Source organism: Klebsiella sp. CN_Kp088, assembly GCF_040064335.1.
Lineage (GTDB): Bacteria > Pseudomonadota > Gammaproteobacteria > Enterobacterales > Enterobacteriaceae > Klebsiella > Klebsiella aerogenes.
Genome location: NZ_JBEAIQ010000025.1, coordinates 66,368 through 88,024 on the forward strand (window position 1 = coordinate 66,368; position 21,657 = coordinate 88,024).

A 21,657-nucleotide genomic window follows, 5' to 3' on the forward strand; every position below is an offset into this window, starting at 1 on the left:
GCGTAAGTCTCGCATCAGGGTATCGTCATGAAACAAGTCACTTTTGCTCCCCGTCACCATCAGCTTACCAATATCAATACCTGGACCCCGGACAGCCAGTGGCTGGTTTTCGACGTCCGCCCGTCGGGGGCCTCTTTCACCGGCGAGACCATTGAGCGGGTGAATATCCATAGCGGCGCCGTTGAGACGCTCTATCGCGCCGCTGACGGCGCCTGCGTTGGCGTGGTCACCGTACACCCGACGCAAGATAAATACGTTTTTATTCACGGCCCTGAACACCCGGATGCCAACTGGCATTACGATTTTCATCACCGCCGCGGGGTGGTGAGCTGGCAGGGTGAAACCCGCAATCTTGATGCGCTGGATATTACCGCGCCTTATACCCCCGGCGCGCTGCGCGGCGGCAGCCATGTTCATGTCTTCAGCCCTGACGGCCAGTTTGTTAGCTTCACCTATAACGACCACGTACTGCACGAGTACGATCCGGCGCTGGATCTGCGCAACGTTGGCGTGGCCGCGCCCTATGGCCCGGTGAGCCCGCAGGGCACGCATCCCCGTGAATATGCCGGCAGCCACTGGTGCGTGCTGGTGAGCCGTACCACGGCGAACCCATTACCGGGCAGCGATGAGATCAATCGCGCCTATGAAGAGGGATGGGTGGGTAATCATGCCCTGGCGTTCATTGGCGATACGTTGGCGGAAAACGGCGACAAAGTGCCTGAACTGTTTATGGTGACGCTGCCGCGGGATGAGGCGGGCTGGAAGCGGCAGGGCGATATGCCGCTGGCCGGTACAGCAACGACGCTGCCCGCGCCGCCGGCAGGCATAAGCCAGCGCCGCTTGACCTTTACCCACCAGCGCCGCTATCCGGGGCTGGTGAATGTACCGCGCCATTGGGTACGCGCCAATCCGCAGGCCACCGAGATCGCCTTTCTGATGCGTGATGACGCAGGCGTTGTACAGCTGTGGCTTATCCCGCCTGCGGGCGGCGAGCCGCGCCAGCTGACACATACGGTAACGGGCATCCAGTCAGCATTTAACTGGCATCCGTCGGGCGCGTGGCTGGGATGTGTGGTGGAAAACAAAATCGCGCTCTGCGATGCCCGCAGCGGCGCGGTAAGTTATTTGACGACCGATCGCGAAAATCCGCCGTCCGCGGATGCCGTCGTATTTTCACCGGATGGCAAATACCTGGCGTGGATGGAAGACGTCGACGGTTATCGCCAGTTGTGGATAACCGAAACGCAGCGCTAGCTTAGCGCGAAGGCATTGGCGCTGGCGGGATGACGGAGTTGGTCGCCAGCGTCTCCTGCTCGCTTTTTTCGACGCGCGATTTGACCGAGCTATCGGTGCGGAATAAATCCCACGGCAGCAGTAGCGTGTCCATGACCGCGGTGAACGGCATATCGAGGGCCACCAGCGATTTCACGCCCCAGTTAGTGTCGTCATCGCCCAGCGTATGGGCGCTGGAGCGCGTGCCTGGGTAGGTTCCTTCCTTGCCGCCGGTATGCGACATCACGCTGGAGCAACCGCCCAAACTAATCATCCCGCTGAACAGGACCAGCTTTAACAATCCGCTTTTCATCACTCTTCCGTCATTTTATCGGGGTTACTTCGGTTATAACGAGCCGTCCCGTGAATGCCTAGCGTTATTGCACTGCACTGTGGCGAGTATCGCACTTTGCCTTTTGTGCTTTGCAACCAGTCTAAGCATTCGCCAGCAAACTGCAAAAAAATTTGGCCGAAAAGGCCTTGAAAAGCGTCGGGGCACACCCATTTTAGTAGTGTCACCCAATGAGGATACGCCTGAGGGGTATTCCGGGTCATAACGGCTTGTCCATGATGGAAAGCCATTGAATTCTCGCTGATTTCAGGAGCTATTTACTATGCGTAATTTCGATCTCTCCCCGCTTTATCGTTCTGCTATTGGTTTCGACCGTCTGTTCAACCTGTTAGAAAATAATCAAAACCAGGGCAACGGCGGCTACCCTCCGTATAACGTTGAATTAGTAGATGAAAACAATTACCGCATCGCGATTGCCGTCGCCGGTTTTGCGGAAAGCGAATTAGAGATAACCGCGCAAGACAATCTTCTGGTGGTGAAAGGCTCCCATGCCGCCGAGCAGAAAGAGCGCACCTACCTGTACCAGGGTATCGCGGAGCGCAACTTCGAGCGTAAATTCCAGCTCGCCGATAACATTCATATTCGCGGCGCGAACCTGGTCAACGGCCTGCTGTATATCGATCTGGAACGTGTGATTCCGGAAGCGAACAAACCGCGCCGTATCGAAATTAACTAATCGTCCTCTTCAGGCCGCGCGGCGGCCTGAATATACAACTTGCTCGCCGTCAGGGAGCAAATGCGAATTCGCTGAATTCGCAGGTACCTACTCGCTTCTCAGAAGGAGAAAACACTATGCGTAACTACGATTTATCCCCACTGCTGCGTCAATGGATCGGTTTTGACAAACTGGCTAACGCCCTGCAAACCGCCGGTGAAAGCCAAACCTTCCCGCCCTATAACATCGAAAAAAGCGACGATAACCATTACCGCATTACCCTCGCGGTAGCCGGGTTCCGTCAGGAAGATTTGGATATTCAGCTGGAAGGTACGCGTCTGACCGTTAAAGGCACGCCGCAGGCCGCTGAAAAAGAGACCAAATGGTTGCACCAGGGGCTGGTGAATCAGGCCTTCAGCCTGAGTTTCACCCTCGCGGACAATATGGAAGTCTCCGGCGCCACCTTTACCAATGGCTTATTGCATATCGACTTAACCCGCCACGAGCCGGAAGTCGCCGCCCCGCAGCGTATCGCCATTAGCGAGCGCCCGGCACTGAATAGTTAATTAAGCCACATCGCTTTCAAGCCCCGATAACTCGGGGCTTTTTTGTGCGCGGGACTACATACAGTATTCCCGCCTTCAGTCATAATCCCTGTTAATAATAATGTTATTCACAGGGAAAATAGTATGAGTGATATAGCATTGACCGTCAGCGTGTTGGCGCTGGTTGCGGTGGTGGGATTGTGGATCGGTAATGTCAAAATCCGCGGCGTCGGTTTTGGCATCGGCGGCGTGCTGTTTGGCGGCATTATCGTGGGCCACTTTGTGGATCAGGCAGGGATTACGCTGAGCAGCCCGATGCTGCATTTTATCCAGGAATTCGGCCTTATTCTCTTCGTTTATACCATCGGTATTCAGGTCGGGCCGGGCTTTTTTGCCTCGTTACGCGTCTCCGGACTTAAGCTCAATCTGTTCGCGATCCTTATCGTCGTACTTGGCGGGCTGGTGACTGCGATCCTGCATAAACTGTTCAATATTCCGCTGCCGGTGGTGCTTGGTATCTTCTCCGGTGCGGTCACCAATACCCCGGCGCTTGGCGCCGGACAGCAAATCCTGCGCGATCTTGGCCTGCCGTTTGATGTCGTCGATCAGATGGGGATGAGTTACGCGATGGCCTACCCGTTTGGTATCTGCGGCATTTTGCTGACCATGTGGCTGGTGCGGCTGTTCTTCCGCATCAATGTGGAAAAAGAGGCGCAGCAGTTTGATGAGAGCAGCGGTAACGGGCACGCTCATCTGCACACCATTAACGTGCGGGTGGAGAACCCGAACCTGAATAATATGGCGATTCAGGATGTGCCAATGCTCAACAGCGACAAAATTATCTGCTCGCGGTTGAAGCGCGATGAGCTATTGATGGTGCCGGCGCCGGGTACGCTTATCCAGCATGGCGATCTGCTGCACCTGGTCGGGCGGCCGGAGGATTTACACAATGCGCAGCTGGTGATTGGTAAAGAGGTGGCGACTTCGCTCTCAACGCGCGGAACCGATCTCAAAGTGGAACGCGTGGTGGTCACTAACGAGAAGGTCTTAGGGAAGAAAATCCGCGATCTGCACTTTAAACAACGCTATGACGTCGTGATCTCGCGGCTTAATCGCGCCGGGGTGGAGCTGGTGGCCAGCAGCCATGCCAGCCTGCAGTTTGGCGACATTCTTAACTTAGTTGGGCGTCCACAGGCCATTGACGCGGTGGCCAATGAACTCGGCAACGCACAGCAAAAACTGCAACAGGTACAAATGCTACCGGTGTTTATCGGCATTGGCCTGGGGGTGCTGCTGGGGTCTATTCCGCTGTTTATTCCTGGCTTCCCGGCAGCGTTAAAACTGGGGCTGGCCGGCGGGCCGCTGATTATGGCGCTGATCCTCGGGCGTATCGGCAGCATCGGCAAGCTGTACTGGTTTATGCCGCCGAGCGCCAACCTGGCGCTGCGCGAACTCGGTATTGTGCTGTTTCTGGCGGTGGTGGGGCTGAAATCCGGCGGCAATTTTGTCGACACCCTGCTCCACGGCGAAGGGCTCAGCTGGATCGCCTACGGTATTTTCATCACCGCTATCCCGCTGCTGACGGTGGGCATACTGGCGCGGATGCTGGCGAAGATGAACTATCTGACCCTCTGCGGCATGCTGGCCGGCTCAATGACCGACCCGCCGGCGCTGGCCTTCGCCAACAACCTGCACGCCACCAGCGGCGCGGCGGCGCTCTCCTACGCCACGGTTTATCCGCTGGTGATGTTCCTGCGGATAATCACCCCTCAGCTACTGGCCGTGCTGTTCTGGGGGCTGAGTTAGCGGGCTCTGTGCCTGGACCCGGCGCAGGTGGTAATCCACCTGATACTCGCTGGCGTTGCGGAACATCACGGAATAGTTAAGAAACTCGCCGCTATCGCTGTAGGAAAGTGAGGTAATGCGCAGCAGCGGCGTCTGCTCCGGCACGTTCATTGAGCGGGCCAACTGTTTATCCGCCAGTACCGGGGTGAGGGTTTCATAGTTGCCGCTGATGGTGATACCGCATTCTTTCTCGATATAGTCGAACTTCGACCCCTCCAGATGACCCAACGACAGATGGCGGAACAGTTTCACCGGCATATAACTGTCCTCCAGCATTAGTGGTTTACCATCGACGTAGCGCACCCGGCGTGAGAAATAGATCCGTTCATCAATTTTAATTCGCAGCTGACTGGCGATAGCCGGCGGCGCGGGCATCACTTCGAATATCAACACCTGACTCACCACTTCTTTACCCTGCTGGCGCAGAACTTCCGCCAGCCCGGTCAGGTTGCTGGTCTCATGGTGTACATCTTTGCGCGCGACATAGGTGCCGGAGCCGTGGCGGCGCACCACTAATCCACTTTCCACCAGCAGGTCAATGGCTTTGCGAATCGTCATGCGCGCCACGCCGAACTCCTGCGCCAGTTTTTTCTCGCCCGGTAACGGGTTGCCAATGTTGAAATCGGAAGAGTTGAGCCGTAAACGCAGTTTGTCAGCAATAGATTTGTAGATCACCAGTAGACCTCTATTCGTCATTGATGAATCAGCGATAGTTAGCTGACGTGAATTATAAAATTATAAAAAACAATAAATTAAAAACTATTGCTGACGTTGATTTCGTCACCTCAATTCATCGTGTCTATGTTTTACGCAAAAAGTAGACAACATTGACCGAATTAAAACCATGAATGCGATCACGAATCGCAGCGGCGCAGCATGTTGCCGACGGGGCGAATTCCTATGCTCGAAGCAGGCCGGTAAAGAACAAAAAAAGGCCACTTACCCTACGAGTTGTTACATGAGGATTTTCAAATGCTCAGTCAAATACAACGCTTTGGCGGCGCCATGTTTACCCCGGTTTTGCTGTTCCCATTCGCCGGGATTGTGGTGGGTATCGCCATTATGCTGCGTAATCCGATGTTTGTCGGCGAAGCGCTCACCGCACCCGATAGCCTGTTCGCGCAAATTGTTCACATCATTGAAGAGGGCGGCTGGACCGTCTTTCGTAATATGCCGCTGATTTTCGCCGTCGGCCTGCCGATTGGCCTGGCGAAGCAGGCCCAGGGCCGGGCCTGCCTGGCGGTACTGGTCAGTTTTCTTACCTGGAACTACTTCATCAACGCCATGGGGATGACCTGGGGCCACTTCTTCGGCGTTGATTTCACCCTGGATCCCACGGCGGGAAGCGGCCTGACGATGATTGCCGGGATTAAAACCCTGGATACCAGCATTATCGGAGCCATCGTTATCTCCGGCATCGTCACCGCGCTGCACAATCGTTACTTCGATAAACCGCTGCCGGTGTTCCTCGGTATTTTTCAGGGATCGTCGTTCGTGGTGATAGTTGCTTTTCTCGCGATGATCCCTTGTGCCTGGCTAACGCTGCTCGGCTGGCCGAAGGTACAGATGGGGATTGAGTCGCTGCAGGCTTTCCTGCGCTCAGCCGGTGCGCTCGGGGTGTGGGTTTACATCTTTCTTGAGCGCATTTTGATCCCGACCGGCCTGCATCACTTTGTCTATGGGCCATTTATCTTTGGTCCGGCGGTAGTGGAAGGCGGCATCCAGGTCTACTGGGCGCAGCATCTGCAGGAATTTAGCCAGAGCGTTGAACCGTTGAAAGCGCTGTTCCCTGAGGGCGGTTTTGCGCTGCATGGCAATTCGAAAGTCTTTGGTTCGGTGGGTATTGCGCTGGCGCTTTACTTCACCGCCGCGCCGCAAAACCGGGTGAAGGTCGCTGGTTTGCTGATCCCCGCCACCCTGACCGCGGTGCTGGTGGGCATTACCGAGCCACTCGAGTTTACCTTCTTGTTTATCTCACCGCTGCTATTTGCCGTGCATGCGCTGCTGGCGGCCACCATGGCGACGGTGATGTATATCTGCGGCGTCGTGGGGAACTTCGGCGGCGGCCTGCTCGATCAGTTCCTGCCGCAAAACTGGATCCCGATGTTCCATCACCACGCGTCGATGATGTTTATCCAGATAGGCATCGGCGTCTGCTTTACCGGCATCTACTTCGTCATCTTCCGCACCCTGATCCTGCGCCTGAACCTGAAAACGCCGGGTCGCGAAGACAGCGAAATCAAGCTTTACAGCAAAGCGGATTATCAGGAGGCGCGCGGTAAAACCAGCGTGGCGGCAGCTGCGGAAAACAAGCTGGGTCAGGCCGCCGGCTTCCTGCAGGCGCTGGGCGGGGCCGGCAATATTGAAAGCATCAATAACTGCGCCACCCGACTGCGTATTGCGCTGGTGGATATGGCGAAAACGCAAAGCGACGAGGTGTTTAAAGCACTCGGCGCTCACGGCGTGGTCCGCCGCGGCAACGGCATTCAGGTCATTGTTGGTCTGCATGTCCCGCAGGTTCGCGACCAGTTGGAAACCTTAATGAAAGATTCTTTATCGACCGAACACACCACCATGACGGAGGCAGTATCATGAAAAAATTCTCAGTTGTTATCGCAGGCGGCGGCAGTACCTTTACCCCTGGCATCGTTTTAATGCTGTTGGCAAACCGCGATCGTTTCCCGCTGCGGGCGCTAAAATTTTATGACAACGACGGCGCGCGTCAGGAGACTATCGCCGAAGCCTGTAAAATTATCCTCAAAGAACAGGCGCCAGAGATTGAGTTCAGCTACACCACCGACCCGCAGGCCGCCTTTAGCGATGTCGACTTCGTGATGGCGCACATCCGCGTCGGCAAATACCCGATGCGCGAGCAAGATGAAAAAATACCGCTGCGCCACGGCGTGTTGGGTCAGGAAACCTGCGGACCGGGCGGGATTGCCTATGGTATGCGCTCTATCGGCGGCGTGCTGGAGTTGGTGGATTATATGGAGAAATATTCGCCAAACGCCTGGATGCTCAACTACTCCAACCCGGCGGCGATAGTGGCAGAAGCCACACGTCGCCTGCGGCCTAATGCTAAAATTCTCAATATTTGCGATATGCCGATCGGCATTGAAGGGCGGATGGCGCAAATCGTCGGGCTGAAAGACCGCAAACAGATGCGCGTGCGTTACTACGGCCTTAATCACTTCGGCTGGTGGACCTCAATTGAAGATCTCGACGGCAACGATTTGATGCCGAAACTGCGCGAGTATGTGGCGAAATACGGCTATGTACCGCCATCGAACGACCCGCACACCGAAGCCAGCTGGAACGATACGTTTGCCAAAGCGAAAGATGTACAGGCGCTGGATCCGCAAACGATGCCAAACACTTACCTGAAATATTATCTGTTCCCGGATTACGTGGTCGCGCACTCCAACCCGGAGCGTACCCGCGCGAATGAGGTAATGGATCATCGGGAGAAAAACGTCTTTAGCGCCTGCCGGGCGATTATTGCCGCCGGTAAATCTTACGCGGGCGATCTGGAGATCGATGAACACGCGTCGTATATCGTCGATTTAGCGACGGCTATCGCCTTTAACACTCAGGAACGAATGTTGTTGATTGTGCCGAACAATGGCGCAATCCATAACTTTGATGCCGACGCGATGGTAGAGATCCCTTGTCTGGTCGGTCATAACGGACCGGAGCCGTTGACGGTGGGCGATATTCCGCATTTCCAGAAAGGGATGATGAGCCAGCAGGTGGCGGTGGAAAAACTGGTGGTGGATGCGTGGGAGCAGCGTTCATATCACAAGCTGTGGCAGGCGATTACGCTATCGAAAACCGTACCGAGCGCCTCTGTGGCGAAAGCGATCCTCGATGACCTGATTGCCGCTAATAAAGCGTACTGGCCTGAGCTGCATTAACCCTCGTTTTACCGGCATCCATCGGGTGCCGGTTCTTCTCTCCTGTTCGTGATTTAGGCTATGCTGTGGCCTGTTTGCCTGACGAACAAGGACTGCTGATGAAAATTTCCCGCATTGGCGAAGCGCCGGATTACCGCTTTTCGCTGGCCAATGAACGCACCTTTCTGGCGTGGATCCGTACGGCGCTCGGCTTTCTCGCCGCGGGCGTCGGGCTCGATCAGCTGGCGCCGGATTTTGCCACTCCGCTTATTCGCGAAGTGCTGGCGCTGCTGCTGTGCCTGTTTGCCGGCGGGCTGGCGGTGTATGGCTATCTGCGCTGGTTGAGTAACGAAAAGGCGATGCGCCTGAAGCAGGATCTTCCCTATACCCGTACGCTGCTGGTGATTAGCGTCCTGCTGCTGGCGGTCGTGGCGGCGGTGATGCTGCTGGTGCTGTATGGCGGATAAACGCCGGGCGCGGCGGGAGAGTGATCCTGGTTTGCAGCCGGAGCGCACCTCGCTGGCGTGGTTCCGTACTCTGCTTGGCTACGGGGCGCTGATGGCGCTGGCGATTAAGCATAACTGGCATAGCGCCGGGCTGGCGTTCTGGATATCGATTGGCGTACTGGCAGTGGTGGCGATCATTCTCTGGCGCTACACCCGCAGCCGCCATTTAATGGATGTCGGCGAGAGCGATTTTTTGCAGCCGGGAGCAGTTCGTGACAAATTTTTGATCTCCCTCGCAGTGCTTTCGCTGTCATTATTGTTTGCTGTAACGCATCTACGGCAGATCATTTTATTTCTTAAGGATGTGACATGACAGGATGTCGGACAGAATGCCACTCCCTCGCTCATAACGAACCGGCAGTTCAGGAGGTGAAAGTTTATCTCCACCATTGCCAGCAACCGCTGCAGTTCTATCGGGAGCTACGCGCACAGGGCGTGCGCGCCGTTCGTTTTATTCCACAGCTCAGAGCGGAAGATGCCAATGCATGGGGAAATTTCCTTTGCGCCATTTTCCACATCTGGGCGCGGGAAGATATTGGCCGCATAACGATTACGTTATTTGAGGAAACCCTGCGTATCTGGTGCGGCGAACCGCTGCGCGAACAACGGCAGTTGGCCGCCAATAGCGCCTGTTTTGTCTGTGCGTGGCGGCGATTATGCGCAGGCGACGACGATCCGCTCTGTGAAGGCTACCGCCAGTTCTATGTCGCCAGCGCGCCCTGTATGCGGGTCATGCGCGATCTGCGTAAACAGCAGCGGTCACCGGGCGAACTGATGCCGCTGCTGAGGGCGATTTAACGCCCCTTCGCCAGATACTGCGCCATCTCTTCTTCCGGCACCATGCCGCCGCCGGTCGCCCATATCAGGTGAGTGGCGTGGCGTAGCTGTTCGTCGCTCAGTCCTTGTAGCTGATGGTACGCTTTACTGGCGCAGACGCGCTGCGGCCCGGCCATACCGGCCAGCGCGGACGGCTCAAGGCGAATATTTTCCGCCGTTGCCAGCCAGCCCAGCATGTCGTACATCGTTTGATCGTCGAGAGTATACAGGCCGTCGAGCAGGCGCTCCATCGCCCGGCCAACGAAGCCGGAAGCGCGGCCGACCGCCAGACCATCGGCGGCGGTCAGGTTATCTATCCCCAAATCCTGCACCGCAATCTGGTCATGGAGCCCGGTGTAAATGCCGAGCAGCATGCATGGGGAATGGGTCGGTTCGGCGAACAGACAGTGAACGTGGTCGCCAAACGCCAGTTTCAGGCCGAATGCGACGCCGCCGGGGCCGCCGCCAACGCCGCATGGCAGATAGACAAACAGCGGGTGATCGGCATCGACCACGCGCCCTGCCTGGGCAAACTGCGCTTTCAGGCGCTCGCCGGCCACGGCATAGCCGAGGAACAGCGTGCGCGAGTTTTCATCGTCGATGAAAAAGCAGTTTGGGTCGGATTCCGCCGCCTTGCGCCCCTGTTCGACCGCCACACCGTAATCTTCTTCATACTCAACGACCGTTACGCCGTGGCTGCGCAGTTTGGCCTTTTTCCATGCGCGGGCATCCGCCGACATATGTACCGTCACCTTAAAACCAATGCGCGCGCTCATGATGCCAATCGACATACCGAGGTTGCCGGTAGAACCGACGGCGATGCTGTAGTGGCTGAAGAACTGTTTGAATTCCGGCGTCAGCAATTTGCGATAATCATCCGCGATGGTGAGCAGCCCGGCTTCCAGCGCCAGCTTTTCCGCATGGGTCAGCACTTCATAAATGCCGCCGCGCGCCTTAATGGAACCCGAAATCGGCAGGTGGCTATCTTTTTTCAGTAACAGATCGCCATTAATCGGCTGATTGAATTGTTGCTCGAGGCGGCGTTTCATTGCCGGAATGGCAACCACTTCTGATTCGATAATCCCGCCGGTGGCGGCCGTTTCCGGAAAGGCTTCCGCCAGATACGGCGCGAAGCGCTGCAGGCGTTCGTGAGCGTCTTTTACATCTGCGGCGGTCAGGCCGACATAGGGCAAACCTTGCGCCAGCGTCGTCGTCGCCGGGTTAAACCAGGTGGTTTCTTTCAGCGCGATCAGCTCCTGTACAAGCGGGAAGGTCGCGGTTAATTGGGTCAGGTCAGCGTTTTTCATATTACGTCTCGTTCGCTTAGATGATGAAAGAAAGCAGGAAGGTGGCGGCGAGTGCAAGTAAAGAAGCGATAAATGTCGCCGTCGTATAATACTTGAACGTTTCGCTGAGGCTTGCGCCACAGTATTGTTTCACCAGCCAGAACAGGGAATCCGTTACGATCGTGCAGCCAATCGCGCCGGAACCGATGGCAATAGCGATGATCTCCGGACTTACGCCGGGATACAGCGGCAGCATCGGGGCGACGATAGCGGTGGCGCCCATCATGGCCACGGTAGCGGAACCGACGGCGGCGTGAAGGATCAGCGCCACCAGCCAGGCCAGCAGAATCGGATGCATATGCAGATTCGAGAGGATCACCGCCAGGCTATCGGCCAGGCCGCTGGATTTCAAAATCGCGTTGAACGCGCCACCCGCGCCAATAATTAGCAGAATATTAGCAATCGATCCGAAGCCGTTTTCAGTATGGGTCAGCAGGACGCCCATCCCCATCTGGCGACGAATACCAAGAATGTAATAAGCGACAAAGACGGCAATAAACATCGCGGTGATCGGGTTGCCGATAAATTCCAGCAACATATACAGCGTGCCGCCTTTAGCCATGTTCAATTCAGCGACGGTTTTCACCAGCATCAGCCCAATCGGTAGCAGCACGGTAAATAGCGTAGCGCCGAGCGAGGGCAGCGTCGATTCTTCGCGTACTTCAAGGTTGGAAAACTCGGTCGGCACCGGTTTAAACGGCAGGCGGTTGCCGAGCAGCTTGAGGAACAGCGGGCCGCCAACCAGCGAGGCAATCAGGCCAACCAGCAGGCCGTAGACGATGACCGTGCCGATATCTGCGCCGAGTTTATTCGCCACGAACAGCGCGGCCGGATGCGGCGGCACCACGCAATGCACCGCCATCAGCGCGGTACACAGGGGGATGGCCAGCTTCAGCAGCGAGGTATTGGTTTTTTTGGCAATGGAGAACGCCAGCGGGATTAGCAGCACCACGCCGACTTCAACAAACAGCGTAATACCGCAGATCAGGCCAACCAGCACCATAATTACGTCTGCCGACAACCAGCGACAGCGCTGCAGCGCCAGGCCGATGCGTTCCGCCGCGCCGGAGACTTCCATCATCTTCCCGAGGATGGTACCGAGACCGATCACCGCCGCCAGGAAACCAAGCGTACCGCCAATACCGCTCTCAATGGCGTTGACCATATCCAGCGGCCCCATGCCCATCATCGCGCCGACGAAAAAGCTCGCCAGCAGGAGCGCCAGAAACGGATGAAACTTCAGTTTGACGATCGTTAAAACGATTAACACGATACTGATAAATAGCGTGCATACCACCCAGATTTGAGATTCCATACCCCACCTCGCCGTAAATAACGTGTGGTTATTGAACAGAAAAGCGACATAGGCTGACAAACGATATAAATCGCCTTTCAGGTGAGCCAAATTGATGCAAAAGCGTGATTTGGTTCTTAAATAGACCGTTAAATGTGTATTGAGTCACTTTTATTCATCTTTCAGGCGCGCTCCGGCTGCGTTTTTTTTACACTTACCGGCAAAGAAAAGGCGGGGAATTTTGATGGATGTGATGAAAGAGATGGGTAATCGCCTGCTGAACGGCTGGCAGTTGTCAAAGCTGTATACCTTTGAAGTCGCGGCTCGCCATGAGTCCTTTGCACTGGCGGCGGAAGAGCTGTCGCTGACGCCGAGCGCCGTTAGCCATCGCATCAACCAGCTGGAAGAAGAGCTGGGTATTCAGCTATTTATACGTTCGCACCGCAAGGTGGAGCTGACGCGCGAGGGGCGGCGGGTATTCTGGGCGTTGAAATCCTCGCTGGATAGCCTTAACCAGGAGATTCTGGATATTAAAAATCAGGAGCTCTCCGGCACGCTGACGGTGTACTCGCGCCCGTCGATCGCGCAGTGCTGGCTGGTACCGGCGCTGGGCGATTTCACTCGCCGCTATCCGTCCATTTCGCTGACTGTGCTCACCGGCAACGATAACGTCAATCTACAGCGGGCGGGTATCGATCTGGCGATCTATTTTGATGATGCGCCGTCATCACAGCTAAGCCATCATTTTCTGATGGATGAAGCGATCGTGCCGGTATGTACGCCGAATTACGCGCAACAGCAGCAGTTAATCCACAATCCAGGCAACCTGCGATACTGCACGTTGCTACATGACCGCCAGGCATGGAGCAATGATTCCGGTACCGATGAGTGGTTCAGTTGGGCGCAGCAATTTGCGATTGAATTGCCGCAATCGTCGGGTATCGGCTTCGATCGTTCTGATTTAGCGGTGATTGCGGCGATGAATCACGTCGGGGTAGCGATGGGGCGTAAGCGGCTGGTGCAGAAGCGGTTAGATAGCGGGGAGCTTATCGCGCCGTTCGGCGACATGACGCTGAAGTGTCACCAGCACTACTATGTGACGACCCTGCCGGGCCGTCAGTGGCCGAAAATCGACGCCTTTATCGAATGGTTGCACAGCCTGACATAAGGCAAAAGCAGCCGCCGAGGGGGTAGCCCGGATAAGGCGTAAGCCGCTATCCGGGGAGCGCCAGCGGCGCTTAGACCGGCTGCTGGTGGCTGGTAAAGCGCGAGGCCAGCGGCAGCCAGCACAGCAGAATCAACAGCCCCATTAACATCATCAGCAGGCCGAGGCTGCTTTGCCCGGTTTGCGGCATCATTGCCGACAGCCAGGCCAGCACGCCGGAGCCGATATTCTGCAGGCCGCCAACCAGCGCGCCAGCGGTACCGGCGAGGAACGGGAATGGTTCCATCGCGCCGCTGGTAGCCAGCGGGAACAACATACCCGCGCCGAAGAAGAACAGCGCCGCAGGCACCAGCAGTGTCCAGACGGTCATAATGCCGAACAGCCCCGGCAACCACATCATAATTCCCGCCAGCAGGCAGCAGATAACCGACTGCCACATCAGCGTTGAGAAGCGTTTATTCGGACGGCCAGCGAACCACGCGCCGAAGAACGCCGCCGGGATCGGCAGAATAAACAGAATACTGACCGCCATACTGCTCAGGCCAAGGACCGCGCCCATCAGCACGCCGGAACAGGCTTCGAACACCGCAATCCCGGCCAGTCCGCCCACCAGCATCAACAGGTAACAGTTAAAGGCGCCGGTACCGAACAGCGTTTTGTAGCTGGCCAGTAGTTTCGTCCGCGGCGCGCCTTGTGGGCGCGTTTCCGGCATCCATTTCGCCATACTAATCGTTACGCCAGCGCACAGTATGAGCAGGAAAGCGTAGCATGCGCGCCAGTTCCACAGGGTATCAAGGATGCCGCCGAGCAGCGGCGCAATCAGCGGGCTGACCAATATTCCCATATTCAACAGGCTATTAGCGTGACGCAGCTGCGCGCCTTCATACAGGTCTCGCGGTAGGGTGCGCGCCATCACGCCGCCGACGCCGGTGCCCATCCCCTGCATGGCGCTGGCGGCGATCAATACCGGCAGGCTATGGGTAGTGATGGCAACCAGCGTCGCCAGCATAAAAATAGACATCCCGACGAGGATCACCGGACGGCGGCCCACGCGGTCGGAGAGCGGGCCGTAGAACAGCTGGGAAATGCCGTACGTCAGGAGATAGGCCGCCATCACGCTTTGTACCGCCCCTTCGCGGACGTTAAGCGATACCGCCATGTCGGCGATAGCCGGAATATAAATGGTCTGCGCCATCTGGCCAACGGCCACCAGCAGTACCAGCATCAACAACAAATTGAAGTTCTTATGCCGTTTCATGTCGATGAATACTTCGTGAGCAATGAGAAATGAAGAATATGTGACTGGCACACCCCTTAAACGATGGAGGAATCTACCACAATAAAATGACAGAACAACTACATAGCACCGATTGTTGGGGAAAATTCAGGCAGGTTTTGTAAACAGGATCGGCAACTAATGTTGCCATTTTAATCTATGAGAGGCGCAGCAGGATTGCTCCGGCGGCAATACCGCAGGCGGCAACGATGCGCAGCGCTACCACCTGTTCTTTCAGGACGATAAACGCGATCAGCGCGCCGAACAGAATGGAAGTTTCACGCAGCGCGGCGACCACCGCCAGCGGCGCCTGAGTCATCGCCCATAGCGCCAGGCCGTAGGATCCCATGGTGCCGACGCCGCCGAGGATGCCTTTTTTCCAGTGCTGGCGTAAATAACGGCTGGCTTCGCGCCGCCGCGCCACCATCGCCCAGCACAGCAGGCAGCAACCGTTCATAAAAAAGGTCCACAGGGTATAGCCGAGCGCCGATCCCGCCAGCCGTACCCCGGTGCCGTCCACCAGCGTATAACCCGCAATAAAACAGGCGTTGATCAGCGCCAGCATGATGCCTTTGCGGGAACTGACGCGGCCGTTAAAGGCCATCGCCAGAATCGCCAGGCAGATGACGCCAATACCCAACCAGGCTAGCGGCGATAAGCGATCGCCGAGAAATATCACGCTGATAGCCGCGACCAGCAACGGCGCGGTGCCGCGCATTAGCGGATAGGTCTGGCTCATATCCGACACCTGATAGGTCTTCGCCACCAGTACCGTATACACCACCTGCAATGCACATGACGCCACCAGATAAGGGGCGCTGGCCAGCGTCGGCTGCGGCGCGAAGGGGAGCATCACCAGGGCGATCAGCGAGGCCGACCCGCTGACGCTTATCGCCGCGTACACTTTATCGCCGCTGGCTTTGACGATAGCGTTCCAGCTGGCGTGGAGCAGTGCGGCGAAAAGCAAAATGCAGAATACGGTGATGGTCATCGCAGGCAGATTCAGCAGTTAAGGTCAGCGGACTGTAACATGACCCCGTTCCGCCAGCCAGCCACGCTTACAGCGAGCAGAACAGGCGATGCGTGACCCGCGGCTCATCGTATACCGGGCGGAAACCAAAGCGTTCATAAAAGGGCCAGGCCTGCGCCGGGGCATGAGTGTTAAGGAAATCGAACCAGGCGCCGGAATGCGTGATGACTGAGAGCAGCAGCTGCTGGCCAATTCCCTGGCGGCGATGGCTATCGCGAATATAGAGATGGCGAATGCGCCCGGCCCGCGGCTGCTGGCTGAAGGGGTCGACGTTCAGACCGCAGACCCCAACTAACTGGCCACGGACGAACGCGCCCAGCAGCTTTTCACCAGGGGCGTTAAAGCGGTTTTTGCCGCTTTGCCAGTTTTCCGCCAGACGGCGCAGCATATTGAAGTGCTGTTCAAGGCTTTCGGCGCGCAGCGCAACGAACCCCGGATCCTCCGGCGTTGTTGCGGCAATTAATAGCGGTGGCATGGTTCCTCCATCAAGTTTTCCCGGAACGCCCGCAGGACGCCTGTAGGGGGGCGGTTTCCCGCCCCCCTCAGGTGCGACTTGAACCTGAATCAGCGGAACTGTTTCAGGACTGCATCAAGTAGTTGCAACACAGCAACCATGAGTTTCAGGATTAAAATAATAATATCCATTCCGCCCATACGCGCGTCTCCTGTGGTTAAGGAGCACAATAAGCTGACGTACCTTTCCGCTGCCTGTTGCCAGCTTATCCCTGTTCTCACAGGGGTTGCGCAGTGATGGCCGCACGGGCCGGACACGACGCATTGTTGACGTAACACAGTGTGCTCTCTCGGGGTTAAGGCACTGACGGCACCACCCGTTTCAGCCAGGACTTCGTTGCGCCGGTCAAACTTGCGGCCCCCGAATGGCACAAAGTGAACACATCCAGTATAGATAAATACTGTATGTATGAACAGTATTTTTTGGACAAATTCGCACCCGCCATCCATACTCTATGACAGAGAAATTTCGACCTTAAATTGCGCGAATTGCAGCGATCGCGTATACTTTTGTCGTTGACGTAATACAGTGTGCTTGCGGCTACCACCCGTAAAAATGCTGATAAAAACCTCGCTCCGGCGGGGTTTTTTGTTTTCTGCCGCTGATGTCGCAAACTGTGATCTTTCGCGCAAATTCTCGTGGATGAAAATAAATCCATTGTGAAAACGCAAAACCTGTGTTTGTATAAATTCAGCTTATTTTTCGACACAACAGGTCCCTAATGAACGCTGCCATGATGACTTCGACCCTACTAAAAACCGCGCCTGCCGCGGTGGTCGTCGTGTCTGTGGTGGTCGTCGTCGGCAATGCGCCGTAGGGTCCGGAACAACACGAATTCCAAACCCCGCCGGCGCAAACCGAGCGGGGTTTTTTGTTGGCGAGCCCCCCGGTAAAGTCGGCCCAGAATAAAAGGACTGGAGCATGGCAAGTTCGGGCACCACATCAAACACAATGCGCTTTACCGGCGCGCAGCTGGTTGTTCATTTACTGGAACGCCAGGGTATCACTATGGTCAGCGGCATTCCGGGCGGCTCCATCCTGCCCATCTATGATGCCTTGAGCCAAAGCACGCAGATCCGCCACATCCTGGCGCGCCACGAGCAGGGGGCGGGTTTTATCGCTCAGGGGATGGCGCGTACCGAAGGTAAACCGGCGGTCTGCATGGCCTGTAGCGGCCCTGGCGCCACCAACCTGATTACCGCCATCGCCGATGCCCGCCTCGATTCTATTCCGCTGGTCTGCATCACCGGCCAGGTTCCGGCCTCAATGATCGGCACCGACGCCTTCCAGGAAGTCGATACCTACGGCATCTCTATCCCCATCACCAAGCATAACTACCTGGTGCGCGACATCGCCGAGCTGCCGCAGGTGATGAGTGACGCCTTCCGTATTGCCCAGTCCGGGCGCCCCGGGCCGGTGTGGATAGACATTCCTAAGGACGTACAGGCGGCGACCATTGAGCTGGAAGCGCTGCCGGAGCCAGGCGAGCGCGCCCCGGCACCGGCATGCGCGCCTGAAAGCGTGCGTGAAGCGGCGGCAATGATCAACGCGGCGAAACGCCCGGTACTGTATCTGGGCGGCGGCGTGATTAATGCGCCGCAGGCGATCCGTGAGCTGGCGGAAAAAGCCAACCTGCCGACCACCATGACCTTAATGGCGCTGGGTATGCTGCCGAAGGCGCACCCGCTGTCGCTGGGGATGCTGGGGATGCACGGCGCACGCAGTACTAACTTTATTCTGCAAGAAGCTGATTTACTGATTGTTTTAGGCGCGCGTTTTGATGACCGGGCGATTGGCAAGACCGAGCAGTTCTGCCCGAACGCGAAGATTATTCACGTCGATATCGACCGCTCGGAGCTTGGCAAAATTAAGCAACCGCACGTAGCGATTCAGGGCGATGTGGCGGAGGTCTTAGCCCAGCTTATTCCGCAGATTGAGGCGCAGCCGCGTGATGAGTGGCGCCAACTGGTGGCTGATTTACAAAGAGAATTCCCCTGCGCCATCCCGCAGGAAAGCGATCCGCTCTCCCATTACGGCCTGATTAACGCCGTGGCCGCCTGCGTTGATGATGAGGCGATCATCACCACCGATGTGGGTCAGCATCAGATGTGGACGGCGCAGGCCTATCCGCTCAACCGTCCGCGCCAGTGGCTGACTTCCGGCGGTCTCGGCACCATGGGCTTCGGCCTGCCGGCGGCCATCGGCGCGGCGCTGGCGAATCCGCAGCGGAAGGTTATTTGTTTCTCCGGTGACGGCAGCCTGATGATGAATATTCAGGAGATGGCCACCGCCGCCGAAAATCAGCTGGATGTAAAAATTATCCTGATGAACAACGAAGCGCTGGGGCTGGTGCATCAGCAGCAGAGCCTGTTCTATCAGCAGGGCGTCTTCGCCGCGACCTATCCGGGGATGATTAACTTTATGCAGATAGCTGCCGGTTTTGGTCTGCAAACCTGTGATTTAAATAACGAATCCGATCCGCAGGCGGCGCTGCAGGCGATTATCGACCGCCCAGGTCCGGCGTTGATCCACGTGCGAATCGACGCGCAGCAAAAAGTGTATCCGATGGTACCGCCGGGTGCGGCCAATACTGAGATGGTGGGGGAATAAGCCATGCAAAAGCAACACGATAACGTCATTCTGGAACTCACCGTCCGCAACCACCCAGGCGTCATGACCCACGTCTGCGGGCTATTTGCCCGCCGCGCGTTTAACGTTGAAGGTATTCTCTGCTTGCCGATTCAGGGCAGCGAGCACAGCCGCATCTGGCTGCTGGTAAATGATGACCAGCGGCTGGGGCAGATGATTAGCCAGATTGAAAAGCTGGAAGATGTCACCAATGTGGCGCGTAACCAGTCCGATCCCACCATGTTTAACAAAATTGCGGTGTTCTTCGAATAGCGCTCAAGGCTTGAACAGCTACGCGCTTACCGCTAAGGTAAGCGCCTTTGCCGGATGGCGCTGCGCTTATCCGGCCTACAGGGAGTGAATCCGTAGGCCGGATAAGGCGTTTACGCCGCCATCCGGCGCTTTCAGGCACCAGGAAACACCATGACTACCATCGCCCTTATTGACGATCATTTGATTGTCCGCTCCGGTTTTGCTCAGCTGCTGGGGCTGGAAGCTGATTTTCAGGTTGTCGCTGAATTCGGCTGTGGACGCGAGGCGCTGGCGGGGCTACCGGGGCGCGGTGTACAGGTCTGTATCTGCGATATCTCAATGCCGGATATTTCCGGGCTGGAGCTGTTAAGCCAGCTGCCTAAGGGGATGGCGACCATCATGCTGTCGGTGCACGATAGCCCGGCGCTGATCGAGCAGGCGCTGAACGCCGGCGCGCGCGGCTTCCTGTCGAAACGCTGCAGCCCGGATGAACTTATCGCCGCGGTCCGCACGGTGGCGGCGGGCGGTTGCTATCTCACGCCGGATATCGCCATGAAGCTGGCCGCCGGGCGCCAGGATCCGCTCACCAAACGCGAACGCCAGGTGGCGGAAAAGCTGGCGCAGGGTATGGCGGTGAAAGAGATCGCCGCTGAGCTCGGTCTGTCGCCGAAAACCGTTCACGTTCATCGCGCCAACCTGCTGGAAAAACTGGGCGTCAGTAACGACGTTGAGCTGGCGCGCCGCATGTTCGATAGCTGGCAATGAACACCGTCGTTTCACGATTGCTGTCGGTGATCGGCTGCGCCTTTATCTTCTCAGCCGCCTGGTTCTGCCTGTGGAGTATCAGTCTGCATCTGGTGGAACGCGCGGATTTAGCGGTGCTGCTGTTTCCCTTTGGCCTGCGTTTAGGGCTGATGCTGCAATGCCCGCGTGGCTACTGGCCGGTGCTGCTGGGAGCCGAGTGGCTGCTTATCTTCTGGCTGGCGCAGGAAGTGGCGCTGGCGCATCCGATAATATTGATGACCGGAAGTCTGCTGACCCTGCTGCCGGTGGCATTGATTTCACGCTATCGCCAGCAGCGAGACTGGCTGACATTGTTGCGCCAGGGCGGGGCACTGATCGCCGCCTCGCTGCTGCAATCGCTGCCGTGGCTGGCGCAAGAAGGCAGTGAGGGACTGACCGCGCTGTTGTTGACGCTGACCGGCGGCCTGACGCTGGCGCCGACCTGCCTGGTTATCTGGCATTATCTGACCAGTACCGTCTGGCGGCCGTTGGGGCCGTCGCTGGTGTCGCAGCCGGTTAACTGGCGTGGCCGGCATCTGATCTGGTACCTGCTGCTCTTTACCGTCAGCCTGTGGCTACAGCTCGGGTTGCCCGCCGAACTCTCCCGCTTTACCCCTTTTTGTCTGGCGCTGCCGATTATCGCTCTCGCCTGGCACTACGGCTGGCAGGGGGCGCTGATCGCCACCCTGATGAACGCCATTGCGCTGATTGCCAGCCAGACCTGGCACGATCACCCGGTTGATTTATTGCTTTCACTGCTGGCGCAGAGCCTGACCGGACTGCTGCTGGGCGCGGGGATCCAGCGATTGCGCGAGCTTAACCTGTCGCTACAGAACGAACTGGCGCGTAATCGGCGGCTGGCGGAACGTCTGCTGGAAACGGAAGAGAGCGTGCGGCGTGACGTGGCGCGCGAGCTCCACGATGATATTGGCCAGACTATCACGGCAATTCGCACCCAGGCGGGGATCGTGCAGCGTCTGGCGCCAAACAACGCCAGCGTACGGCAGAGTGGCCAGTTGATAGAACAGCTGTCGCTGGGGGTTTACGACTCTGTGCGAAGACTGCTTGGTCGTCTGCGTCCGCGCCAGCTTGACGATCTGCCGCTTGAACAGGCGGTACGTTCGTTGATGCGTGAAATGGAGCTGGAAGACCGCGGTATCGTCAGTCATCTCGAATGGCGGATTAACGAGGCGGGGCTGAGCGAAAACCAGCGCGTGACGCTGTTTCGCGTTTGCCAGGAGGGACTGAATAATATCGTCAAGCACGCCAGCGCCAGCGCCGTCACCCTCCAGGGTTGGCAGCAGGATGGGCAATTGATGCTGGTGCTGGAAGATGACGGTTGCGGCCTGCCGCCGGGTTCGAATCTGCAAGGCTTCGGCCTGACCGGCATGCGTGAACGCGTGACCGCGCTGGGCGGTACGTTAACTATCTCCTGCACACACGGTACCCGCGTGTGCGTCAATTTACCGCTGCGTTACGTCTGAG

The 21,657-nt window shown here is 57.2% G+C and carries 23 protein-coding genes, 1 pseudogene and 1 other annotated feature; of the genes and pseudogenes, 15 read left to right on the forward strand and 9 right to left on the reverse strand.

Features of this window, described 5'->3' with window-relative positions; all coding sequences use genetic code 11:
* Positions 1-27 precede the first annotated feature (27 nt).
* Positions 28-1,254 (forward strand): DUF3748 domain-containing protein, encoded by a 1,227-nt coding sequence (locus tag ABLV08_RS15695; RefSeq protein WP_163374208.1) that lies wholly within the window; start codon positions 28-30, stop codon positions 1,252-1,254.
* A gap of 1 nt (position 1,255) precedes the next feature.
* Here the strand turns inward: ABLV08_RS15695 and ABLV08_RS15700 are convergent, their stop codons facing one another.
* A complete protein-coding gene (locus ABLV08_RS15700) occupies positions 1,256-1,585 on the reverse strand; it encodes a YceK/YidQ family lipoprotein (protein WP_015369045.1) in 330 nt (109 codons plus the stop codon).
* Between the two features lie 233 nt (positions 1,586-1,818).
* Positions 1,819-1,893, forward strand: a sequence feature (ROSE (Repression Of Heat Shock gene Expression) occurs in the 5'-region of heat shock genes and acts as an RNA thermometer to modulate expression.).
* Here ABLV08_RS15700 and ibpA point away from each other — a divergent pair.
* From ibpA to ABLV08_RS15715, 3 genes are all read left to right on the forward strand, one after another.
* Positions 1,887-2,300 carry a small heat shock chaperone IbpA gene (gene ibpA / locus ABLV08_RS15705; protein WP_015369046.1) on the forward strand — a complete coding sequence of 138 codons (414 nt, stop codon included), beginning with the start codon at positions 1,887-1,889 and terminating at the stop codon, positions 2,298-2,300. It overlaps the preceding feature by 7 nt.
* A gap of 116 nt (positions 2,301-2,416) precedes the next feature.
* Positions 2,417-2,845, forward strand: coding sequence for a small heat shock chaperone IbpB (gene ibpB / locus ABLV08_RS15710; RefSeq protein ID WP_015369047.1), 429 nt, complete (start codon positions 2,417-2,419; stop codon positions 2,843-2,845).
* A 123-nt stretch (positions 2,846-2,968) separates the two neighbouring features.
* Entirely contained in the window at positions 2,969-4,630 is a 1,662-nt protein-coding gene (locus ABLV08_RS15715) for a putative transporter (protein ID WP_049053715.1), read from the forward strand.
* On the opposite strand, the gene ABLV08_RS15720 is transcribed toward ABLV08_RS15715, so the two are convergent.
* A complete protein-coding gene (locus ABLV08_RS15720; protein ID WP_348856027.1) occupies positions 4,598-5,344 on the reverse strand; it encodes a GntR family transcriptional regulator in 747 nt (248 codons plus the stop codon). The genes ABLV08_RS15715 and ABLV08_RS15720 overlap by 33 nt on opposite strands.
* A 297-nt stretch (positions 5,345-5,641) precedes the next feature.
* Here ABLV08_RS15720 and ABLV08_RS15725 point away from each other — a divergent pair, with 297 nt between their 5' ends.
* The 5 genes from ABLV08_RS15725 to ABLV08_RS15745 all read left to right on the forward strand — a co-directional run bounded on the left by ABLV08_RS15725 (position 5,642) and on the right by ABLV08_RS15745 (position 9,866).
* Positions 5,642-7,264, forward strand: coding sequence for an alpha-glucoside-specific PTS transporter subunit IIBC (locus ABLV08_RS15725; protein WP_020077627.1), 1,623 nt, complete (start codon positions 5,642-5,644; stop codon positions 7,262-7,264).
* Positions 7,261-8,583: a 6-phospho-alpha-glucosidase gene (locus ABLV08_RS15730; protein WP_348856018.1), complete on the forward strand. Its 1,323-nt coding sequence runs from the start codon at positions 7,261-7,263 to the stop codon at positions 8,581-8,583. Before ABLV08_RS15725 ends, ABLV08_RS15730 begins: the two co-directional genes overlap by 4 nt.
* Positions 8,584-8,681: 98 nt before the next feature.
* The gene (locus ABLV08_RS15735; RefSeq protein WP_015369053.1) at positions 8,682-9,029 is read left to right on the forward strand and encodes a DUF202 domain-containing protein; all 348 of its coding nucleotides are present in this window, start codon (positions 8,682-8,684) and stop codon (positions 9,027-9,029) included.
* Positions 9,019-9,381: a DUF202 domain-containing protein gene (locus ABLV08_RS15740; RefSeq protein ID WP_015703888.1), complete on the forward strand. Its 363-nt coding sequence runs from the start codon at positions 9,019-9,021 to the stop codon at positions 9,379-9,381. Before ABLV08_RS15735 ends, ABLV08_RS15740 begins: the two co-directional genes overlap by 11 nt.
* 56 nt (positions 9,382-9,437) lie before the next feature.
* Complete coding sequence (locus ABLV08_RS15745; RefSeq protein WP_020077630.1) at positions 9,438-9,866, forward strand: hypothetical protein; 429 nt, start codon at positions 9,438-9,440, stop codon at positions 9,864-9,866.
* On the opposite strand, the gene dsdA is transcribed toward ABLV08_RS15745, so the two are convergent.
* Both dsdA and dsdX read right to left on the reverse strand, forming a co-directional pair.
* A complete protein-coding gene (gene dsdA, locus ABLV08_RS15750) occupies positions 9,863-11,191 on the reverse strand; it encodes a D-serine ammonia-lyase (RefSeq protein ID WP_348856019.1) in 1,329 nt (442 codons plus the stop codon). The two genes, ABLV08_RS15745 and dsdA, sit on opposite strands and share 4 nt — an antisense overlap.
* A 16-nt stretch (positions 11,192-11,207) precedes the next feature.
* Positions 11,208-12,545: a D-serine transporter DsdX gene (gene dsdX / locus ABLV08_RS15755; protein WP_015369057.1), complete on the reverse strand. Its 1,338-nt coding sequence runs from the start codon at positions 12,543-12,545 to the stop codon at positions 11,208-11,210.
* A gap of 223 nt (positions 12,546-12,768) precedes the next feature.
* On the opposite strand from dsdX, the gene dsdC reads away from it, so the two are divergent.
* On the forward strand, positions 12,769-13,692 hold the full coding sequence (gene dsdC, locus ABLV08_RS15760) for a DNA-binding transcriptional regulator DsdC (RefSeq protein ID WP_058674163.1): 924 nt from the start codon (positions 12,769-12,771) through the stop codon (positions 13,690-13,692).
* Between the two features lie 70 nt (positions 13,693-13,762).
* Here dsdC and emrD read toward each other — a convergent pair whose 3' ends face one another.
* The 5 genes and pseudogenes from emrD to ABLV08_RS15785 form a co-directional block, all read right to left on the reverse strand.
* Positions 13,763-14,947, reverse strand: a complete 1,185-nt coding sequence (gene emrD, locus ABLV08_RS15765; protein ID WP_015369059.1) for a multidrug efflux MFS transporter EmrD — start codon at positions 14,945-14,947, stop codon at positions 13,763-13,765.
* Positions 14,948-15,122: 175 nt separating this feature from the next.
* Positions 15,123-15,956: a DMT family transporter gene (locus ABLV08_RS15770; RefSeq protein WP_048231455.1), complete on the reverse strand. Its 834-nt coding sequence runs from the start codon at positions 15,954-15,956 to the stop codon at positions 15,123-15,125.
* Positions 15,957-16,023: 67 nt separating this feature from the next.
* On the reverse strand, positions 16,024-16,470 hold the full coding sequence (locus tag ABLV08_RS15775) for a GNAT family N-acetyltransferase (protein WP_015369061.1): 447 nt from the start codon (positions 16,468-16,470) through the stop codon (positions 16,024-16,026).
* A gap of 89 nt (positions 16,471-16,559) precedes the next feature.
* On the reverse strand, positions 16,560-16,679 hold the full coding sequence (tisB, locus tag ABLV08_RS15780) for a type I toxin-antitoxin system toxin TisB (RefSeq protein ID WP_004145059.1): 120 nt from the start codon (positions 16,677-16,679) through the stop codon (positions 16,560-16,562).
* Between the two features lie 370 nt (positions 16,680-17,049).
* Positions 17,050-17,218, reverse strand: a pseudogene (locus tag ABLV08_RS15785) (hypothetical protein).
* Positions 17,219-17,230: 12 nt separating this feature from the next.
* Between ABLV08_RS15785 and ivbL the strand changes: the two are divergent.
* The 5 genes from ivbL (at position 17,231) to uhpB (ending at position 21,656) form a co-directional block, all read left to right on the forward strand.
* Complete coding sequence (gene ivbL / locus ABLV08_RS15790; protein WP_016162016.1) at positions 17,231-17,326, forward strand: ilvB operon leader peptide IvbL; 96 nt, start codon at positions 17,231-17,233, stop codon at positions 17,324-17,326.
* Between the two features lie 104 nt (positions 17,327-17,430).
* Positions 17,431-19,119, forward strand: a complete 1,689-nt coding sequence (gene ilvB, locus ABLV08_RS15795) for an acetolactate synthase large subunit (RefSeq protein WP_032709481.1) — start codon at positions 17,431-17,433, stop codon at positions 19,117-19,119.
* Between the two features lie 3 nt (positions 19,120-19,122).
* Entirely contained in the window at positions 19,123-19,410 is a 288-nt protein-coding gene (gene ilvN / locus ABLV08_RS15800; protein ID WP_016162014.1) for an acetolactate synthase small subunit, read from the forward strand.
* A 150-nt stretch (positions 19,411-19,560) separates the two neighbouring features.
* The gene (uhpA, locus tag ABLV08_RS15805; RefSeq protein WP_015369064.1) at positions 19,561-20,154 is read left to right on the forward strand and encodes a transcriptional regulator UhpA; all 594 of its coding nucleotides are present in this window, start codon (positions 19,561-19,563) and stop codon (positions 20,152-20,154) included.
* A gap of 17 nt (positions 20,155-20,171) precedes the next feature.
* Positions 20,172-21,656, forward strand: a complete 1,485-nt coding sequence (gene uhpB, locus ABLV08_RS15810) for a signal transduction histidine-protein kinase/phosphatase UhpB (protein ID WP_196092727.1) — start codon at positions 20,172-20,174, stop codon at positions 21,654-21,656.
* Position 21,657 lies beyond the last annotated feature (1 nt).